The organism is Streptomyces sp. WMMB 714 (assembly GCF_900090125.1).
GTDB lineage: Bacteria > Actinomycetota > Actinomycetes > Streptomycetales > Streptomycetaceae > Streptomyces > Streptomyces daqingensis.
Window position 1 is genome coordinate 198,368 of sequence record NZ_FMHJ01000007.1, and the last position, 15,536, is coordinate 213,903.

Consider the following 15,536-nt stretch of genomic DNA (forward strand, 5'->3'; position numbering starts at 1 on the left):
ATCGATCCGTGATCACAGGCGAACTGAAGAGCAAGGTGGACCGCGTCTGGGACGCGTTCTGGTCGGGCGGCATCTCCAACCCGCTGGAGGTGATGGAGCAGATCACATACCTGCTCTTCATCCGCCGCCTGGACGAGTTGCAGACACTCAAGGACAAGAAGCAGGCACGCCTGGCCGAGACGGAGCCCAACCCGTTCTTCACGGCGGACCAACAAGACCTGCGCTGGCAGAACTTCAAGGACCGCGACTCCGAGGTCATGTACGACCTGGTCGCCACGGGCGTCTTCCCGTACCTTCGCGGTCTGGGTGCCGAGGACTCCACGTACTCGGACCACATGCGGGACGCCCGCTTCACGATCCCGACCCCCAACCTGCTGTCGAAGGTCGTTCTCCTACTGGAGGACATCCCGATGCAGGACAAGGACACCAACGGCGATCTCTACGAGTACATGCTCAGCAAGATCGCATCCGCCGGTCAGAACGGGCAGTTCCGAACACCCCGGCACATCATCCAGCTCATGGTCGAGATGATGGAGCCGAGCCCGGGTGACGAGATCTGCGACCCGGCGTGCGGCACGGGCGGCTTCCTCGTCGGCAGCGCCGAGTACGTGGCCCGTGAACACGACAGCGCTCTCTACGACGTTGAGCAGCGCCGTCACTTCAACAACAGCATGTTCCACGGCTTCGACTTCGACTCGACGATGCTCCGCATCGGCTCGATGAATATGCTGCTCCATGGCGTGGAACAGCCGGACATCCGCTACCGCGACTCGCTTTCCGAGAGCGCGGGCGAGGAGCAGGACAGCTACTCGCTGATCCTGGCGAATCCTCCCTTCGCCGGCAGTCTGGACTACGAGACGACATCGAAGGACCTCCTCAAGGTCGTCAAGACGAAGAAGACCGAACTGCTCTTCCTGGCCCTCTTCCTGCGCCTGTTGAAGCCGGGCGGGCGCGCGGCGGTCATCGTCCCGGACGGCGTGCTGTTCGGCTCGTCCAAGGCGCACAAGGAACTGCGTCGGCAGTTGGTCGAGGAACAGAAACTGGAAGCGGTAGTGAAGCTGCCGAGCGGCGTCTTCAAACCGTACGCCGGTGTTTCTACGGCAATCCTGATTTTTACCCGCACCGATTCGGGCGGCACCGACAACGTCTGGTTCTACGACGTGCGCGCGGACGGCCTGAGCCTCGACGACAAGCGCAACCCGTTGCTCCCCGAGGCGAAGCTGGGCGCGCGAACACTGGCGCCCTTGGGCGAGGCCGATCACGAGAAGAACAACCTCCCGGACGCGCTTGCCCGTTGGCGCGATCGCGACGGCGACGAACTGAAGCGCGAGCGCACGGAGCAGAGCTTCACGGTCCCCAAGGCGGACATCGCGGCGGAGGGCTACGACCTGAGCCTCAACCGCTACAAGGAGATCGTCCACGAGGAGATCGAAACCCGGGCTCCCCTGGACATCATCGCCGACCTGGAACGCCTTGACGCGGAGATCGCCAAGGGAACGGCGGAGCTGAAGGGGATGCTTTCGTGACTCCCGTGAATTCTGTCAGGCTGGGCGAAATTGCTTCGTTTGTTAGGGGTATTACTTTCAAGCCATCAGACGTGATCCCGGCGACGGCCCCGAATGCAGTTCAGTGCATGCGAACCAAAAATGTGCAACGGGAACTTGACCTAACCGACGTTTGGGGTGTCAGTCGCGATTTCGTGCGTCGTGATGAGCAGCTTCTCGAGAGCGGTGACTTGCTCATCTCCAGTGCGAACAGCTGGAACCTTGTGGGGAAGTGTTGCTGGGTTCCAGCGCTGGACCATCCTGCAACTTTTGGCGGTTTCGTCACGGTGCTGCGTGGGGCCTCCGGGCTGGTCGACCAGCGTTACCTCTATCACTTCTTCTCCATGCAACGCACACAGGAGACGGTTCGCAGTTTTAGTCGCCAGACAACTAACATTTCGAACCTAGACCTCAAGCGGTGTGCGAATCTCTTGGTGCCGCTCCCGGAAATTGGCGAACAGAAGCGCATCGCCGCCGTCCTCGACCAGGTCGATGCCCTGCGCACCAAGCGCCGCGAGGCCATCACTCTCCTCGACGATCTCGCCCGGTCCATTTTTCGTTCCATGTTCAGTGGTATCCAGGTCGGTTCAACGTCTGCCGTTAGCTTGGACGAAGTCCTTCAGCGTCGCATGCGTAGTGGTGTGTCACCCTCGAGCCGAGGGGACATCAGAACCAAAGTGCTCACCCTGTCTGCTGTGACAAGAGGGAGATTTGACGAGGAGGCATGGAAAGAAGGCTTCTATCTAGAGGATGTAACACCCTCTCATGCGGTTCGTCGCAACCTCTTCCTGGTTTGCCGTGGCAATGGCAACAAGGATTTGGTCGGTCGTGGCGTTTTTCCCCGGAGTGATATGGATGACACTGTCTATCCTGATACAGTGCTAGCCGCCCCAATTCGCTCCGAAGTTGTCGTCCCGGAATATCTTGAGTATGTTTGGTCGAGCTCTCACGTTCGCCGTCAGATCGAGAGCATCGCCAGAACGACTAATGGGACGTACAAGGTTAATCAGAAGACAATTGGGGCAGTGAGTTTCGCACTTCCAAAGATCGAAAAGCAGCGCGCATTCCAGGCTCACGCGGAAGCCATTGAACAGCAGAAGGCGATTCACCTCACCCACCTCGCCTCCCTCGACGAGCTCTTCACCTCCCTCCAGCAGCGTGCGTTCAACGGCACCCTCTGGCAGGATCAGGCGGCCTAGCTCACAGCACACCAACTCCTGGCCGTGAGCGGGCACTTGAGCCTCATCCCCTTACCGCCAGGAGCCGCACCAAGGGCCGAAGCAGCGGCCCGCAGGAGGGGGACGCACGGCATGATGAAGGGCAGCGGCGACGGGAACGGCGACCAGGGCTCGGGCCGTCCTCCGAGCAACTTCGCGTTCGTCGAGCATGAGTGGCCCGACCTGTACGCCGAGGCGGAGCACGCCGAGCGGCTGGCCTACGCCGATCCTCGTACGTCCTGCTTCTATGCCCGCCGCACCCTGGAGTTCACGCTCCAGTGGATGTACCGGGCCGACGATGCCCTGCGCGAGCCGCACAACAACGACCTGAACGGCATGATCCACGAGCCGACCATGGTGAACCTGGTCGGTCCCGGTCTGCGCACGAAGATGAACCTGATCCGCAAAGAGGGCAACAACGCGGTGCACAAGCCGGGCGAGTTCGCCTCCAGGACAGCCGTAAGGATCACCGCTGAGCTCTTCCAGGTCATGTACTGGCTTGCCCGCACCTACACCGGTCGGCCCCACCAACTCCCGCCTTCTGGAACCCAGTTCGACACGGGCTCAATCCCGCGCCCCGTACCAGCCGAGGTGCGCAGGCTGAAGCGTGCGGAGCTCCTGGAAAAGGAGAAGCAGGACAAGGCCGAGCGCGAGGCTCTGGCCAAGGCACTCGCCGAAGCCCGCGCGAAGGGTGAAGCGCTCGAAGCAGAGATCGTCCAGCTCCGGGCCAGGGCCTCCGCTGCGAAGGCCAACAACCAGGCGCGTACCGACGAACACGACTACGACGAAGCCGCCACCCGTGACCTCTTCGTCGATGTCCTTCTCAAGGAGGCGGGCTGGGACCTGGCCGCCGACCGGGACCGTGAGTTCGAGATCACGGGGCTGGACACCCCCTCCGGCAAGGGCCGCATCGACTATGTGCTCTGGGGCGACGACGACAAGCCCCTCGCAGTGGTCGAGGCCAAGCGGACCAAGGTCGACGCATACGAGGGCCGGGAACAGGCAAGGCGCTACGCGGACGCCGTGCAGCAGAAGTACGGCCTGCGCCCGGTCATCTTCTACACCAACGGCTACGAGACCTACATCTGGGACGACGGAAACGGCTATCCGCCCCGTCAGGTCCAGGGCTTCCGCACCAAGGACGAGCTGCACTGGCTGATCAGGCAGCGGGCCGGCCGCCGTGCGCTGATGGCCAAGAACGTGAACCCGAAGATCGCCGACCGCAACTACCAGCGGCATGCGATCCAGCGGGTGGGGGAGACCTTCGACCGGGACAAGCAGCGGCGCGCTCTGCTGGTGATGGCCACCGGCACGGGCAAGACCCGTACGACCGTCGCCCTCATCGACCTGCTCCAGAAGGCGAATTGGGCACGCCGCGTGCTGTTTCTCGCCGACCGGCAGGCTCTGGTCACCCAGGCCGTCAACGCGTTCAAGGAACATCTGGAGCACACGCCCACCGTCAATCTGCTCACCGAGAGGCAGACGGAGGGCCGTGTCTTCGTCTCGACCTATCCGACGATGATGAACCGCATCGACGAGCTGACGCAGGACGGCCGCCGCCGCTTCTGTCCCGGCTTCTTCGACCTGATCGTCATCGACGAGGCCCACCGCTCGGTCTACGACAAGTACGGCGAACTCTTCGACTACTTCGACTCGCTGCTGCTCGGCCTCACCGCCACCCCCAAGAACGGCATCGACCGGAGCACCTACCGCCTCTTCCAGCTGGAGGACGGCGTCCCCACAGATTCCTACAGCCTGGACGAGGCCGTGGAGGACGGCTTCCTGGTGCCGCCGAAGGCCGTCGACGTACCCCTGAAGATCCTGAACAGGGGACTGAGGTACGACGAACTCAGCCAGGAGCAGAAGGAAGCCTGGGAGAACCTTGAGTGGACCGAGGACGGCCAGATACCCACCGAGGTCACCCCTGACGAGATCAACACGTATCTCTTCAACAAGCCGACGATCGACCAGGCCCTGGAAGTCCTGATGACCTTCGGCCACCGGGTCGAGGGCGGCGACCGGATCGGCAAGACCATCATCTTCGCCAAGAACAACGATCACGCGCGCGCCATCGAGGATCAGTACAACCTGCACTACCCGCAGGGCGCAGGCCACGACGCGCGTGTCATCACCTACCGCGAGAAGAAGGCACAGCAGCTCATCGACGACTTCTCCAACCCGGAGAAGGCCCCGGACATCGCGATCTCGGTCGACATGCTGGACACCGGCATCGATGTGCCCGAGGTGCTGAACCTCGTCTTCTTCAAGCCGGTCTACTCGCCCACGAAGTTCTGGCAGATGATCGGCCGCGGCACCCGTCTGCGGGAGAACATCTTCGGCCCCGGTCGGCACAAGGAGGATTTCTACGTCTTCGACCTGTGCGGCAACGTCGAGTTCTTCAACGCGGAGCTGGGCAGGGACCCCGGACGTCAGGCGCCCAGCCTCACCGAGCGAGTCCTGCAACGCCAGTTGGAACTCGTACGCGCACTGGACCGCCGGCAGCCGCCGGACTCCACGCAGGACGCCGGAACGGCTCCGGAGTCGTCGACCGAGTCGGCGCTGCGCTGGTCCACCGCCCGACGGCTGCGCGACACGGTGGCCGCCATGAACACCGGCAACTTCCTGGTGCGTCCGCACCGCCGGGAGGTAGAGATCTACAGCGACTTCACCAGCTGGCACCGGTTGGACGAGGAGAAGGCTGCGGAGATCAGCGAGAAGCTGCTGAAGCTGCCGAGCGAGTACCGGCCCGAGGGCGAGGACGTTGACGAGGAGGCCAAGCGCTTCGACCTCACCGCCTACTCCCTCGAACTTGCGGCGCTGGAGGGCGGCGGCTCCTACAAGCGCCTGCGCACGAGGGTGCGCGAGATCGCCCAGGACCTTCTGAGCAAGACCAACATCCCCGTCGTCCGCGAGCAGGCCGAGCTGCTGGAATCCGTGGCGGGGGAGGAGTGGTGGCAGGACGTCACGGTCCCGATGGTTGACCACATGCGACGCCGGATGCGTGGCCTGGTGCGACTGGTGGACGAGCGGGCGAAGCGAAACATCGTTTATACGGATTTCGAGGACGAGCTGGGCGCGCTCGCCGAGGTGGAGCTGAAAGGCGTCCCGCAAGGCACGGACGAGCAGCGTTTCCGTCAGCGGGCCCGTGCGTACTTGGCACGTCACGAGGACGTTCCGGTGGTGCGCAAGCTGTACATGAACGAGCAGATCACCGAAGAGGATCTGAGCGACCTGGAGACCGTGTTCCTGGCAGAGAGCGTCGCCTCCCCGGAGGATCTGGAGCATTTCGGCCATCGTGATCTCGGTCTCTTCGTGCGAGGCCTGCGCGGACTCGACCGCACCGCTGCTCAGGACGCGTTCGCGGAGTTCCAGGCACAGTACGCGCTCACCTCGAGGCAGCTGCACTTTGTGAAGATGATCATCGAGTACGTGGTGCACAACGGGGTGATCCATCTTCGGGATCTCTACGAGCAGCCGTTCAAGGATCATGGGGCGGTGGACGGGCACTTCAGTGACGGGGAAATCGACGATCTGGAGGTCGTCTTCAAGGAGCTGCGCAGGCGCGCAGTGCCTCCTGCACTGGCCGCCTGAGTGCGCGGAACCCGTTTTGGAGCCCGGTCCCCGATCAGGTACTGTTCTTCCTGTCGCCGAACGGGGCGGAGCCGCGAGGCCCGATCGTACGGCGGTCACCCGGACAAGATCCCCGCAGGGGGTTGCGTTTTGGTGGGCTATGGTGTAATTGGCAGCACGACTGATTCTGGTTCAGTTAGTCTAGGTTCGAGTCCTGGTAGCCCAGCGCGATCTTGGTGAAGCATCCTTCATAGGCTGCTGGTTGGCAAGATCGAGGCCCCCGTTGTGTAGCGGCCTAGCACGCCGCCCTCTCAAGGCGGTAGCGCCGGTTCGAATCCGGTCGGGGGTACTGGTCCGTGATCGTTGCGGATCGCAGAGAGGCCCCCGTTGTGTAGCGGCCTAGCACGCCGCCCTCTCAAGGCGGTAGCGCCGGTTCGAATCCGGTCGGGGGTACTCGATCGGGAAAGCCCTCCGGGAGACCGGGGGGCTTTTCTTCGTCCGCGGGGCAGGGGTTCCCAGCTCCGTTCTTTCCTCAACTCTCCGCGCTGAAGCGCCTGTTGGACTCCTCCGCCTCGGCCAGCCGCCGCAGGCTGAGCAGCACCGGTTCGTACAGCACGGTGCAGGCCACCGCCGCCTCGATCTGCTCTTCCGCGTCGTCGTAGCTCGCGACCAGCTCCAGGTCGCTCTGAGCCACCTGCGCCGCGGCCCGCGCGTACGGCAGCAGGTTCTCCGTGCCGCACGGATAACCGAGGCGCCGGAGGGCCGAGATCGCGCCGACCAGCGTCCGGTACGCCGGGGAATCGGCCCCGGTCGACTGCGAGAACCCCCACCCCAGTTCCGCCAGCAGTGCCTGCGAAGTGCGCTCCGCCGCCGCGGTCTCCGCGTCGCCCTCCGCGGTCTCCGTGTCGTGGGGCAAGGCCCACACGGCCGAGCCGATGCGGCTGTGCCGGCTCAGCGATGTGTCGTCGACGTTCTTCAGCACGTCGCGGACCGTCGCGACGGGGAGCCGTCCGACCTGGACGAGGGCGCGGATGAGCCGCAGGCGCCGCAGGTGCGACTCGTCGTACTCGGCCTGGGTGGCCGAGACGCGGCGGCCCGGCGGCAGCAGCCCCTCGCGCAGGTAGTACTTCACCGTTGCCGTACTGATGCCGCTGCGTTCACTCAGTTCTGCCAGGCGCATTCCGTGCCGTTCCCGTCCTCGTGCTCATGGACTGCCGAACGTCCCCTTGCGTTTTCTCTTGGAGAGTAGCACTATCCAAATGGGATAGCGGAACTATCCAAGTGCGAGGGGAGTGCGTCATGGCAGCGAAGGTGCAGGACGGACGGAAGACGGCGGCGGCCCAGGGCGACATCGTCGTGTTCCTGGTCGGGATGCGCATCAACAAGCTGCGGGCGGTGCGGAGTTGGCTGCCCGTGTTCACGGCGATGCCGCGGATGCTCAAGGAGCTCTCGAAGGACGCCTCCAGCGGCCTGCTGGGCTTCCGCGTGCAGCTCGGCGGGCTTCGCGAATTCGGCGTCCTGCAGTACTGGAAGTCGGAAGAGGCGCTCTTCGCCTACGCGTCGGCGGCGGACAAGGAGCACCGGCCGGCGTGGGCGGCGTACAACCGCCGGGCGCGCAACGGGGGTGCTGCTGTGGGGGTTTGGCATGAGACGTATGCCGTCCCGGCGGGCTGTTACGAGGCGGTGTACGTGAACATGCCGCCGTACGGCCTCGGGGCGGCGCACGGCGTCGAGCCGGTGGGCAGACGCGGGGAGCGGGCTGCGGACCGGATGTCGTCCGGACGCGTCGAGGGCTGACACGGCTCGGTCCGAGAGACGGCCGGGCCTCCCCTCTCAGGAGGCCGGGCCGTCGCTCAGCCCGTCGTCCTGCGCAGAGCGTCGCTCAGCCGGGCCGCCGCGTCGACGATCGCCTGCGCGTGCATGCGCCCCGGGTGCCGCGTCAGGCGCTCTATCGGGCCGGAGACCGAGACGGCGGCGACCACGCGGTTCGACGGGCCGCGCACCGGGGCGGACACCGAGGCGACGCCCGGTTCGCGTTCGCCCACGGACTGCGCCCATCCGCGGCGCCGCACGCCCGAGAGCGCCGTCGCCGTGAACCTGGCGCCTTGCAGTCCGCGGTGGAGGCGCTCCGGCTCCTCCCATGCCATGAGGATCTGCGCGGCGGAACCCGCCTTCATCGGCAGCGTCGAGCCGACCGGCACGGTGTCCCGCAGTCCGGACAGCCGCTCGGCGGCGGCCACGCAGATCCGCATGTCGCCCTGGCGCCGGTAGAGCTGCGCGCTCTCGCCCGTCACGTCCCGCAGATGCGTGAGCACCGGGCCGGCCGAGGCGAGGAGGCGGTCCTCGCCGGCGGCCGCGGCCAGCTCGCCGAGGCGCGGGCCGAGGATGAAACGCCCCTGTATGTCACGGGCGACCAGGCGGTGGTGCTCCAGCGCCACCGCGAGCCTGTGAGCCGTCGGCCGGGCGAGGCCGGTCGCGCCGACCAGCCCGGCGAGAGTGGCCGGACCGGACTCCAAGGCGCTCAGCACCAGAGCCGCCTTGTCGAGAACGCCGACGCCGCTAGAGTTGTCCATGCGTCGATACTCGCGTCTCAGAGTGTGAAACGCAAGTTCCTTTTTCGGCGCCACCCGCCACTCTGGACGGGCGAAGCGCACAGGGCCCGGGGGGACCGCCGGCCCCGTGCGCCACTGGATCTCGACATGTGGCCGGCGACGCTGCCGGCCGGAGGGAAAGCGATGGGACGGACACTCGCGGAGAAGGTCTGGGGCGACCATGTCGTCAGGCACGCGGAAGGCGAGCCGGACCTCCTCTACATCGACCTGCACCTGCTGCACGAGGTGACCAGCCCCCAGGCCTTCGACGGGCTCCGCAAGAACGGCCGCCGGGTGCGCCGTACGGACCTGACCATCGCCACCGAGGACCACAACACCCCGACCCTCGACATCGACAAGCCGATCGCCGACCCGGTCTCCCGCACGCAGCTGGAGACCCTCCGCAAGAACTGCGCGGACTTCGGCGTGCGCCTGCACCCCCTCGGGGACGACGAGCAGGGCGTCGTGCACGTCGTCGGCCCCCAGCTGGGTCTGACGCAGCCGGGCATGACGGTCGTCTGCGGCGACTCCCACACCTCGACGCACGGGGCGTTCGGCGCCCTCGCCTTCGGTATCGGCACCAGCCAGGTCGAGCACGTCCTGGCCACCCAGACGCTGCCGATGGCGCCGTTCAGGACGATGGCGATCACGGTCACTGGCGAGCTGCCCGACGACGTCACCGCCAAGGACCTGATCCTGGCCGTCATCGCGAAGATCGGCACCGGCGGCGGACAGGGCTACGTCATCGAGTACCGCGGTGAGGCGATCGAGAAGCTGTCGATGGAATCGCGGATGACCGTCTGCAACATGTCCATCGAGGCCGGCGCCCGCGCCGGGATGATCGCTCCGGACGGGACGACGTTCGAGTACGTGCGGGGCCGCGAGCACGCCCCGGAGGGCGCCGACTGGGACGCTGCCGTCGAGTACTGGAAGACGCTGCGCACCGACGACGACGCCGTCTTCGACCACGAAGTCGTCATCGACGCCACGCAGTTGGCGCCGTTCGTGACGTGGGGAACGAACCCGGGCCAGGGCGCACCGCTGTCGGAGTCCGTCCCGGACCCCGCCTCGTTCGAGGACGAAGGGGCGAAGCTCGCGGCCGAGAAGGCCCTGGAGTACATGGGACTCACGGCGGGGCAGCCGCTGCGCGAGGTCCCCGTCGACACGGTGTTCGTCGGATCCTGCACCAACGGCCGTATCGAGGACCTGCGTTCGGCAGCCGCCGTCCTGGAGGGGCGCCAAGTCGCCGACGGCATGCGGATGCTGGTCGTCCCCGGTTCCGTACGGGTCGCGCTGCAGGCGGTCGCGGAAGGGCTGGACAAGGTCTTCACCGCGGCCGGGGCCGAGTGGCGCCACGCGGGCTGCTCCATGTGCCTGGGCATGAACCCCGACCAGCTCCAGCCCGGTGAGCGCGCCGCGTCCACCTCCAACCGCAACTTCGAGGGAAGGCAGGGCAAGGGCGGCCGTACGCACCTGGTCTCGCCGCAGGTCGCCGCCGCGACGGCGGTGCTGGGCCACCTCGCCTCACCCGCCGACCTGTCCGACGTGCGCGAGCCCGCCGGCGTCTGAGGAGACGATCACCATGGAAGCCTTCACGACTCACACGGGACGCGTCGTCCCGCTGCGCCGCAGCAACGTCGACACCGACCAGATCATCCCCGCCCACTGGCTGAAGAAGGTCACGCGGGACGGATTCGAGGACGGACTCTTCGAAGCCTGGCGCAAGAACCCGGATTTCGTGCTGAACGACGAGGCGTACAAGGGCGGTACGGTCCTCGTCGCGGGCGAGGACTTCGGCACGGGCTCCTCGCGGGAGCACGCCGTCTGGGCGCTGCAGAACTACGGATTCAAGGCCGTGATCTCCCCGCGATTCGCGGACATCTTCCGCGGCAACTCCCTGAAGAACGGCCTCCTCACGGTCGTACTGCCGCAGCCGACCGTGGAGGCGCTCTGGGAGCTGGCCGAGTCGGACCCAAGCGTCGAGGTGACCGTCGACCTGGTCGGGCGCAAGGTGCTCGCGCCGGGCGTCGAGGCGGGTTTCGACCTGGACGAGAACGCCCGTTGGCGGCTGCTCGAAGGGCTCGACGACATCAGCCTGACGCTGAAGGACGAGGACTCCATCGCGGCCTACGAAGCCCGGCGTCCCGCCTTCAAGCCCCTGACGCAGCAGCTGTGAACGCAGCCTGAGCGGAGCCCGGGCGCCCCTCACGACCGCAGGGCCTCACGCGCCCCCCGTCCGCAAGACGGGGGGCGCCTGCGTGTGTTGGGGACTCGTTATGCGACAACTCACCCCAGATGGCACAATCGGTGCATGGAACGCGACGGTCAACTCGATCTCTACGACCGACTCGCCGCCCGCTTGAAGGAGGCGCACGCAAGAGTGCGCTCACTGCAAGTCCCCGAGGGCGTACGGGTGGCGCTGACGCGCAAGCTGCTCGTCATCACCGCGGCCTCGAAGCACGATCTCGCCGACGCTGAGCGGCGTGTGGACCGTCTCATGACGGATATCGACGAGGGACGCTTCCCCGAGGAACAGGCAGGCAAGCGCGCTGACGGAGCTCGATGAAGGGCGAGTTCGTTGCGGCACAAGGGTGATTCGCCCGTTTCATGTTTGATTCGCGGTATATATCTGCCTAGCGTGCGAAAAAGCTTGAACACATTCGTTCCTGCAATAGTTCCGAAGGGGAAGACGTGAACAAGGCGCAGCTCGTCGAAGCAATCCAGGACAAGCTCGGTGGACGGCAGCAGGCCGCGGAAGCGGTCGATGTCGTGCTGGACGCGATCGTCCGCTCCGTTGTGGCGGGGGAGCGGGTCTCGGTCACCGGGTTCGGCTCCTTCGAGAAGGTGGACCGCCCCGCGCGGTACGCCCGCAACCCGCAGACCGGTGAGCGCGTGCGGGTGAGGAAGACCTCGGTGCCCCGCTTCCGTGCCGGCGCCGGATTCAAGGAACTGGTCAGCGGGGCGAAGAAGCTTCCGAAGAACGATGTCGCCGTGAAGAAGGCCCCCAAGGGCAGTCTGATGGGCGGCACTTCCGCGAAGAAGGCCGCGACGAAGCGCGCGGGAGCGAAGAAGACGACGGCGAAGAAGAGCACGGCGCAGCGCGGCGCCGCGAAGAAGACGGCGGCGAAGACCACCGCCAAGCGGACGCCGGCGAAGAAGACGGCGGCGAAGAAGGCCACGGCGAAGAAGTCCACCGCGAAGAAGACCACGGCGAAGAAGTCGACCGCCAAGAAGGCCACGGGCAAGAAGTCGACCACCAAGAAGGCGCCGGCCAGGAAGGCCCCGGGCCGCCGCACCGCCGCCCGCAAGTCCACCGCCAAAAGGGCCACCGCGCGCAAGCGCTGAGCTGTACTCGACCCGCGACGCCGGGCCGGACTCCCGCCGGGGAGTCCGGCCCGGCGGGCGTTCGGGGGCGCCAACGGGACGCCGCGACCGCGGACTTCGCACGGGGATCCGGTCCGGCGGGCCTGGCGGCGGCCGGCCGGGCGCCGGGGAAGAACCGATGCACAGAGTCAGAGGGTCTGCAAGGTGACGAAGGTGACGCGCCGCTCCTCGCCGGACCCCTCGACCTCGATGCGTACGCGCTGCCCGGACCGCAGCAGGCGCAGCCCTCCGGCGTCGAACGCGGTGGCGTCGAACGGCAGAGGGGTGCCGTCGTCGAGCAATACGCTCCCGCTGCGCGTCTCGGGGTCGAACGTGTACGAGGTTGCCTGCATGGCAGAAGCCTATGGCAGTGCCCTCACACCGCGTTGACGGGCGTGGGACCCGGGTCGCCGCACAGCGCCCCGGCCGTGTGCGGGCCCACGCCGAGAACGACCGCGGCGGCCAGGTCGGCCTCGGTGTCGACGTCCTGCCGCACGCTGACCGCGTCGGACAGGAGCAGCTCCGCCGCCCCCGAAGCGGCGTGCCGGGCCCGCGAACGCGGCCCGAACCGCGGGCGGAGCGCATGACCCGGCATGGCGGAGAGCAACGTGGTGCCCGTCCCGTCGGCGTCGGCGAGGAACGCGCGGGGGGCCTCCGCGGCGGCCTGGAGTACGTGTGCGAGTTCACGGGCCCGCAGCGCTGGGAGATCGGCGTTGAGGGCCGCCAGCGGGGCTTCAGGGCGGATTCCGCGCACGACGGCGGCACCGTGTGCCAGGGCGGGGTTGAGGCCCGCGTCCGGGGCGTCCGGAACGATGCGCGCCCCGAGGGCGGCCAGCTCCTCGGCCGCCTGCTCGTCGTTGGTGACAACTGCCACATCGCGTACGGCCGTACAGGTCAGGGCCGCGCTGACGGCGTCCTGGGCGAACGCCAGCGCGAGCCGTGCGCGCGCCGGAGCGGCCGCCGCCGCGGCGAGCCTGCTCTTGGCGCGCGACAGCGGCTTCAGCGGCATCAGGAGGGTCCATGCCGGTGGTGTCACATGCGGCTCCATCGCCTCATTCTCACCCGCCGCCGACGCGGTCCCGCAGGCCCCGGGCTACGGTTGCAGGACAGACGCAGACAGACCGTGCGCTCGACACGGTGGGGGGTACGGGGTGAGACTTGCCCCTCGCGCGCTGGGGCAACCCGCGCCGCCGCGATGTGGCAGGCCCAGCCGTAGTGCAGAGGGCCCCGTGCCCGCTCCGCGGGAGGCCGCTGCCTCGCCGCCGCCGGGACCCACGTGGCTGTTCGAACAGGCAAGAGGAGATGGTGTCCGGGTGTCCCGCCGCAGAATCGGCTTCTGGTACCGCCTTGCCGCGGTTTTGGTGAAACCGCCGCTCGTGCTGTTCTTCAAGCGGGACTGGCGCGGAATGGAGCATATTCCGGAAAGCGGCGGATTTATCACGGTCGTCAATCACAACTCGGCCCTGGACCCGCTTTCCTATGCCCACTTCCAGTACAACACCGGACGGGTTCCGCGCTTTCTCGCGAAGGTCGGGCTGTTCAAGAGCGGGTTCGTCGGGGCGGCCATGCGGGGGACCGGGCAGATCCCCGTCTTCCGCGAGTCGAAGGACGCCATAGGGGCCTTCCGCGCCGCCGTCGAGGCCATCAACAAGGGCGAGTGCGTGGTGTTCTACCCCGAGGGCACCCTGACCAGGGACCCCCGGATGTGGCCCATGAAGGGGAAGACCGGCGCCGCCAGGGTCGCCCTGGAGACGAGGGCGCCGGTCATTCCCGTCGCGCAGTGGGGGGCGAATCTCGCCGTCCCGCCCTATCCGAAGCGCGGTGACATCAAGTTCTTCCCCCGCCGGACTCTCGTCGTCCAGGCCGGACCGCCCATCGACCTCTCGGAGTTCTACGGCAAGGAGGCGACCGCGGCGGTGCTGCGGGAGGTCACCGAGCGGATCATGGACGAGATCACCGCGCAGCTCGCCGACATCCGCGGTGAGACCCCGCCGGCCGAGCGCTACGACCACCGCCATGCGGCTGCCTCCCGCGGGCCGGAGCGGCTCCCCCACCAGGAGAACGGCGAACGGTCTGCGCGGCAGGGCGAACAGGCGTCCCGGGGCGAGGAGAACGTCCACAGCGAGAGGAACGGCCGGGGAGGCGCACCGGAGCGGGGCGGACGGCCCCTGCAGCCGGACGCGGCGCCTCCGGCGGCCGAGGGAGAGAACGCGTGACGAAAGCCGCCGTATTCGGCACAGGTTCCTGGGGCACGGCCTTCGCGATGGTGCTCGCCGACGCGGGCTGCGAGGTGACGCTCTGGGGGCGGCGGCCCGAACTGGCCGAAGCGGTCAACACCCGCCGCGTGAACCCCGACTACCTCCCGGGAACGGAGCTCCCGGCGGGAGTCACGGCCACCACGGACGCCGCGGAGGCGGCGCGCGGCGCGGAGTTCACGGTGCTCGCGGTGCCCTCGCAGACTCTGCGCGGCAACCTCGCGCAGTGGACTCCGCTGCTGCATCCGGAGACCGTGCTCGTCTCGCTGATGAAGGGCGTCGAACTCGGCACCGCCAAGCGGATGAGCGAGGTCGTCGAGGAGGTCGCGGGCGTGGACGCGTCACGCGTCGCCGTGCTGACCGGCCCCAACCTCGCCAGGGAGATCGCGGAGAGGCAGCCCGCGGCCTCCGTCGTCGCCTGCGCGGACGAGAGCGTGGCCCTGCGCCTGCAGGCCGCATGCCACACGCCGTACTTCCGCCCGTACACCAACACGGACGTCGTCGGCTGCGAACTCGGCGGCGCCGTCAAGAACGTGATCGCGCTGGCCGTCGGCATCGCGGACGGTATGGCACTCGGGGACAACGCGAAGGCCTCGCTGATCACGCGCGGCCTCGCGGAGACCGCCCGGCTCGGCTCGGCGATGGGCGCCGACGCCCGCACCTTCGCCGGGCTCGCCGGGATGGGCGACCTCGTGGCCACCTGTTCCTCGCCGCTCTCCCGGAACCACACCTTCGGCACGAATCTCGGCCGAGGCATGACGCTTCAGGAGACGATCGCCGTCACACGCCAGACGGCGGAGGGTGTCAAGTCGTGCGAGTCCGTACGTGAACTGGCGCGGCGGCACGGCGTGGAGATGCCGATCACGGAGACGGTCGTCGGCATCGTCCATGACGGCAAGCCGCCGCTCGTCGCCCTGAAGGAACTCATGTCGCGCAGCGCGAAGGCCGAACGCGTCTGACGGTTCGCGGGGTCGCGTCGCCGCGGGCCGGGCCGGG

General features: G+C 67.4%; 14 protein-coding genes and 3 tRNA genes. 13 read left to right on the plus strand and 4 right to left on the minus strand.

Translation table 11 applies throughout. From position 1 onward, the window contains the following. Positions 1–8 precede the first annotated feature (8 nt). From H181DRAFT_RS15020 to H181DRAFT_RS15045, 6 genes are all read left to right on the plus strand, one after another. On the plus strand, positions 9–1,526 hold the full coding sequence (locus H181DRAFT_RS15020) for a type I restriction-modification system subunit M (protein WP_045864943.1): 1,518 nt from the start codon (positions 9–11) through the stop codon (positions 1,524–1,526). A gap of 107 nt (positions 1,527–1,633) precedes the next feature. Further along, positions 1,634–2,743: a restriction endonuclease subunit S gene (locus H181DRAFT_RS15025; RefSeq protein ID WP_368073268.1), complete on the plus strand. Its 1,110-nt coding sequence runs from the start codon at positions 1,634–1,636 to the stop codon at positions 2,741–2,743. A gap of 111 nt (positions 2,744–2,854) precedes the next feature. Further along, entirely contained in the window at positions 2,855–6,352 is a 3,498-nt protein-coding gene (locus tag H181DRAFT_RS15030; RefSeq protein WP_199810827.1) for a DEAD/DEAH box helicase family protein, read from the plus strand. Between the two features lie 133 nt (positions 6,353–6,485). After that, positions 6,486–6,557: transfer RNA gene (locus tag H181DRAFT_RS15035), tRNA-Gln, on the plus strand. Positions 6,558–6,607: 50 nt separating this feature from the next. Next, positions 6,608–6,680 (plus strand) — tRNA-Glu (locus tag H181DRAFT_RS15040). Positions 6,681–6,711: 31 nt separating this feature from the next. Next, a tRNA-Glu gene (locus H181DRAFT_RS15045) sits at positions 6,712–6,784 on the plus strand. A 79-nt stretch (positions 6,785–6,863) separates the two neighbouring features. On the opposite strand, the gene H181DRAFT_RS15050 is transcribed toward H181DRAFT_RS15045, so the two are convergent. Beyond that, positions 6,864–7,511 carry a MerR family transcriptional regulator gene (locus tag H181DRAFT_RS15050; RefSeq protein ID WP_045864944.1) on the minus strand — a complete coding sequence of 216 codons (648 nt, stop codon included), beginning with the start codon at positions 7,509–7,511 and terminating at the stop codon, positions 6,864–6,866. A 119-nt stretch (positions 7,512–7,630) separates the two neighbouring features. On the opposite strand from H181DRAFT_RS15050, the gene H181DRAFT_RS15055 reads away from it, so the two are divergent. Further along, entirely contained in the window at positions 7,631–8,128 is a 498-nt protein-coding gene (locus H181DRAFT_RS15055) for a DUF4188 domain-containing protein (protein WP_045864945.1), read from the plus strand. A gap of 56 nt (positions 8,129–8,184) precedes the next feature. Here H181DRAFT_RS15055 and ndgR read toward each other — a convergent pair whose 3' ends face one another. Then, the gene (ndgR, locus tag H181DRAFT_RS15060) at positions 8,185–8,904 is read right to left on the minus strand and encodes an IclR family transcriptional regulator NdgR (RefSeq protein ID WP_045864946.1); all 720 of its coding nucleotides are present in this window, start codon (positions 8,902–8,904) and stop codon (positions 8,185–8,187) included. 162 nt (positions 8,905–9,066) lie between these two features. On the opposite strand from ndgR, the gene leuC reads away from it, so the two are divergent. The 4 genes from leuC (at position 9,067) to H181DRAFT_RS15080 (ending at position 12,267) form a co-directional block, all read left to right on the plus strand. Then, positions 9,067–10,491: a 3-isopropylmalate dehydratase large subunit gene (gene leuC / locus H181DRAFT_RS15065; RefSeq protein ID WP_045864947.1), complete on the plus strand. Its 1,425-nt coding sequence runs from the start codon at positions 9,067–9,069 to the stop codon at positions 10,489–10,491. Positions 10,492–10,504: 13 nt separating this feature from the next. Beyond that, the gene (gene leuD / locus H181DRAFT_RS15070) at positions 10,505–11,098 is read left to right on the plus strand and encodes a 3-isopropylmalate dehydratase small subunit (protein ID WP_045864948.1); all 594 of its coding nucleotides are present in this window, start codon (positions 10,505–10,507) and stop codon (positions 11,096–11,098) included. Positions 11,099–11,233: 135 nt separating this feature from the next. Further along, positions 11,234–11,488: an SCO5555 family protein gene (locus H181DRAFT_RS15075; protein WP_045864949.1), complete on the plus strand. Its 255-nt coding sequence runs from the start codon at positions 11,234–11,236 to the stop codon at positions 11,486–11,488. 125 nt (positions 11,489–11,613) lie between these two features. Then, the gene (locus tag H181DRAFT_RS15080; protein ID WP_045864950.1) at positions 11,614–12,267 is read left to right on the plus strand and encodes an HU family DNA-binding protein; all 654 of its coding nucleotides are present in this window, start codon (positions 11,614–11,616) and stop codon (positions 12,265–12,267) included. A 167-nt stretch (positions 12,268–12,434) separates the two neighbouring features. Here H181DRAFT_RS15080 and H181DRAFT_RS15085 read toward each other — a convergent pair whose 3' ends face one another. Further along, positions 12,435–12,638, minus strand: a complete 204-nt coding sequence (locus tag H181DRAFT_RS15085) for a hypothetical protein (RefSeq protein WP_045864951.1) — start codon at positions 12,636–12,638, stop codon at positions 12,435–12,437. Between the two features lie 23 nt (positions 12,639–12,661). Then, entirely contained in the window at positions 12,662–13,333 is a 672-nt protein-coding gene (cofC, locus tag H181DRAFT_RS15090) for a 2-phospho-L-lactate guanylyltransferase (RefSeq protein ID WP_045864952.1), read from the minus strand. Positions 13,334–13,598: 265 nt separating this feature from the next. Here cofC and H181DRAFT_RS15095 point away from each other — a divergent pair, with 265 nt between their 5' ends. Together H181DRAFT_RS15095 and H181DRAFT_RS15100 are read left to right on the plus strand one after the other, a co-directional pair. Next, the gene (locus H181DRAFT_RS15095) at positions 13,599–14,501 is read left to right on the plus strand and encodes a lysophospholipid acyltransferase family protein (protein WP_078895749.1); all 903 of its coding nucleotides are present in this window, start codon (positions 13,599–13,601) and stop codon (positions 14,499–14,501) included. Next, entirely contained in the window at positions 14,498–15,499 is a 1,002-nt protein-coding gene (locus H181DRAFT_RS15100; RefSeq protein WP_074467872.1) for an NAD(P)H-dependent glycerol-3-phosphate dehydrogenase, read from the plus strand. The genes H181DRAFT_RS15095 and H181DRAFT_RS15100 overlap by 4 nt, the downstream gene beginning before the upstream one ends. Positions 15,500–15,536: the final 37 nt, after the last annotated feature.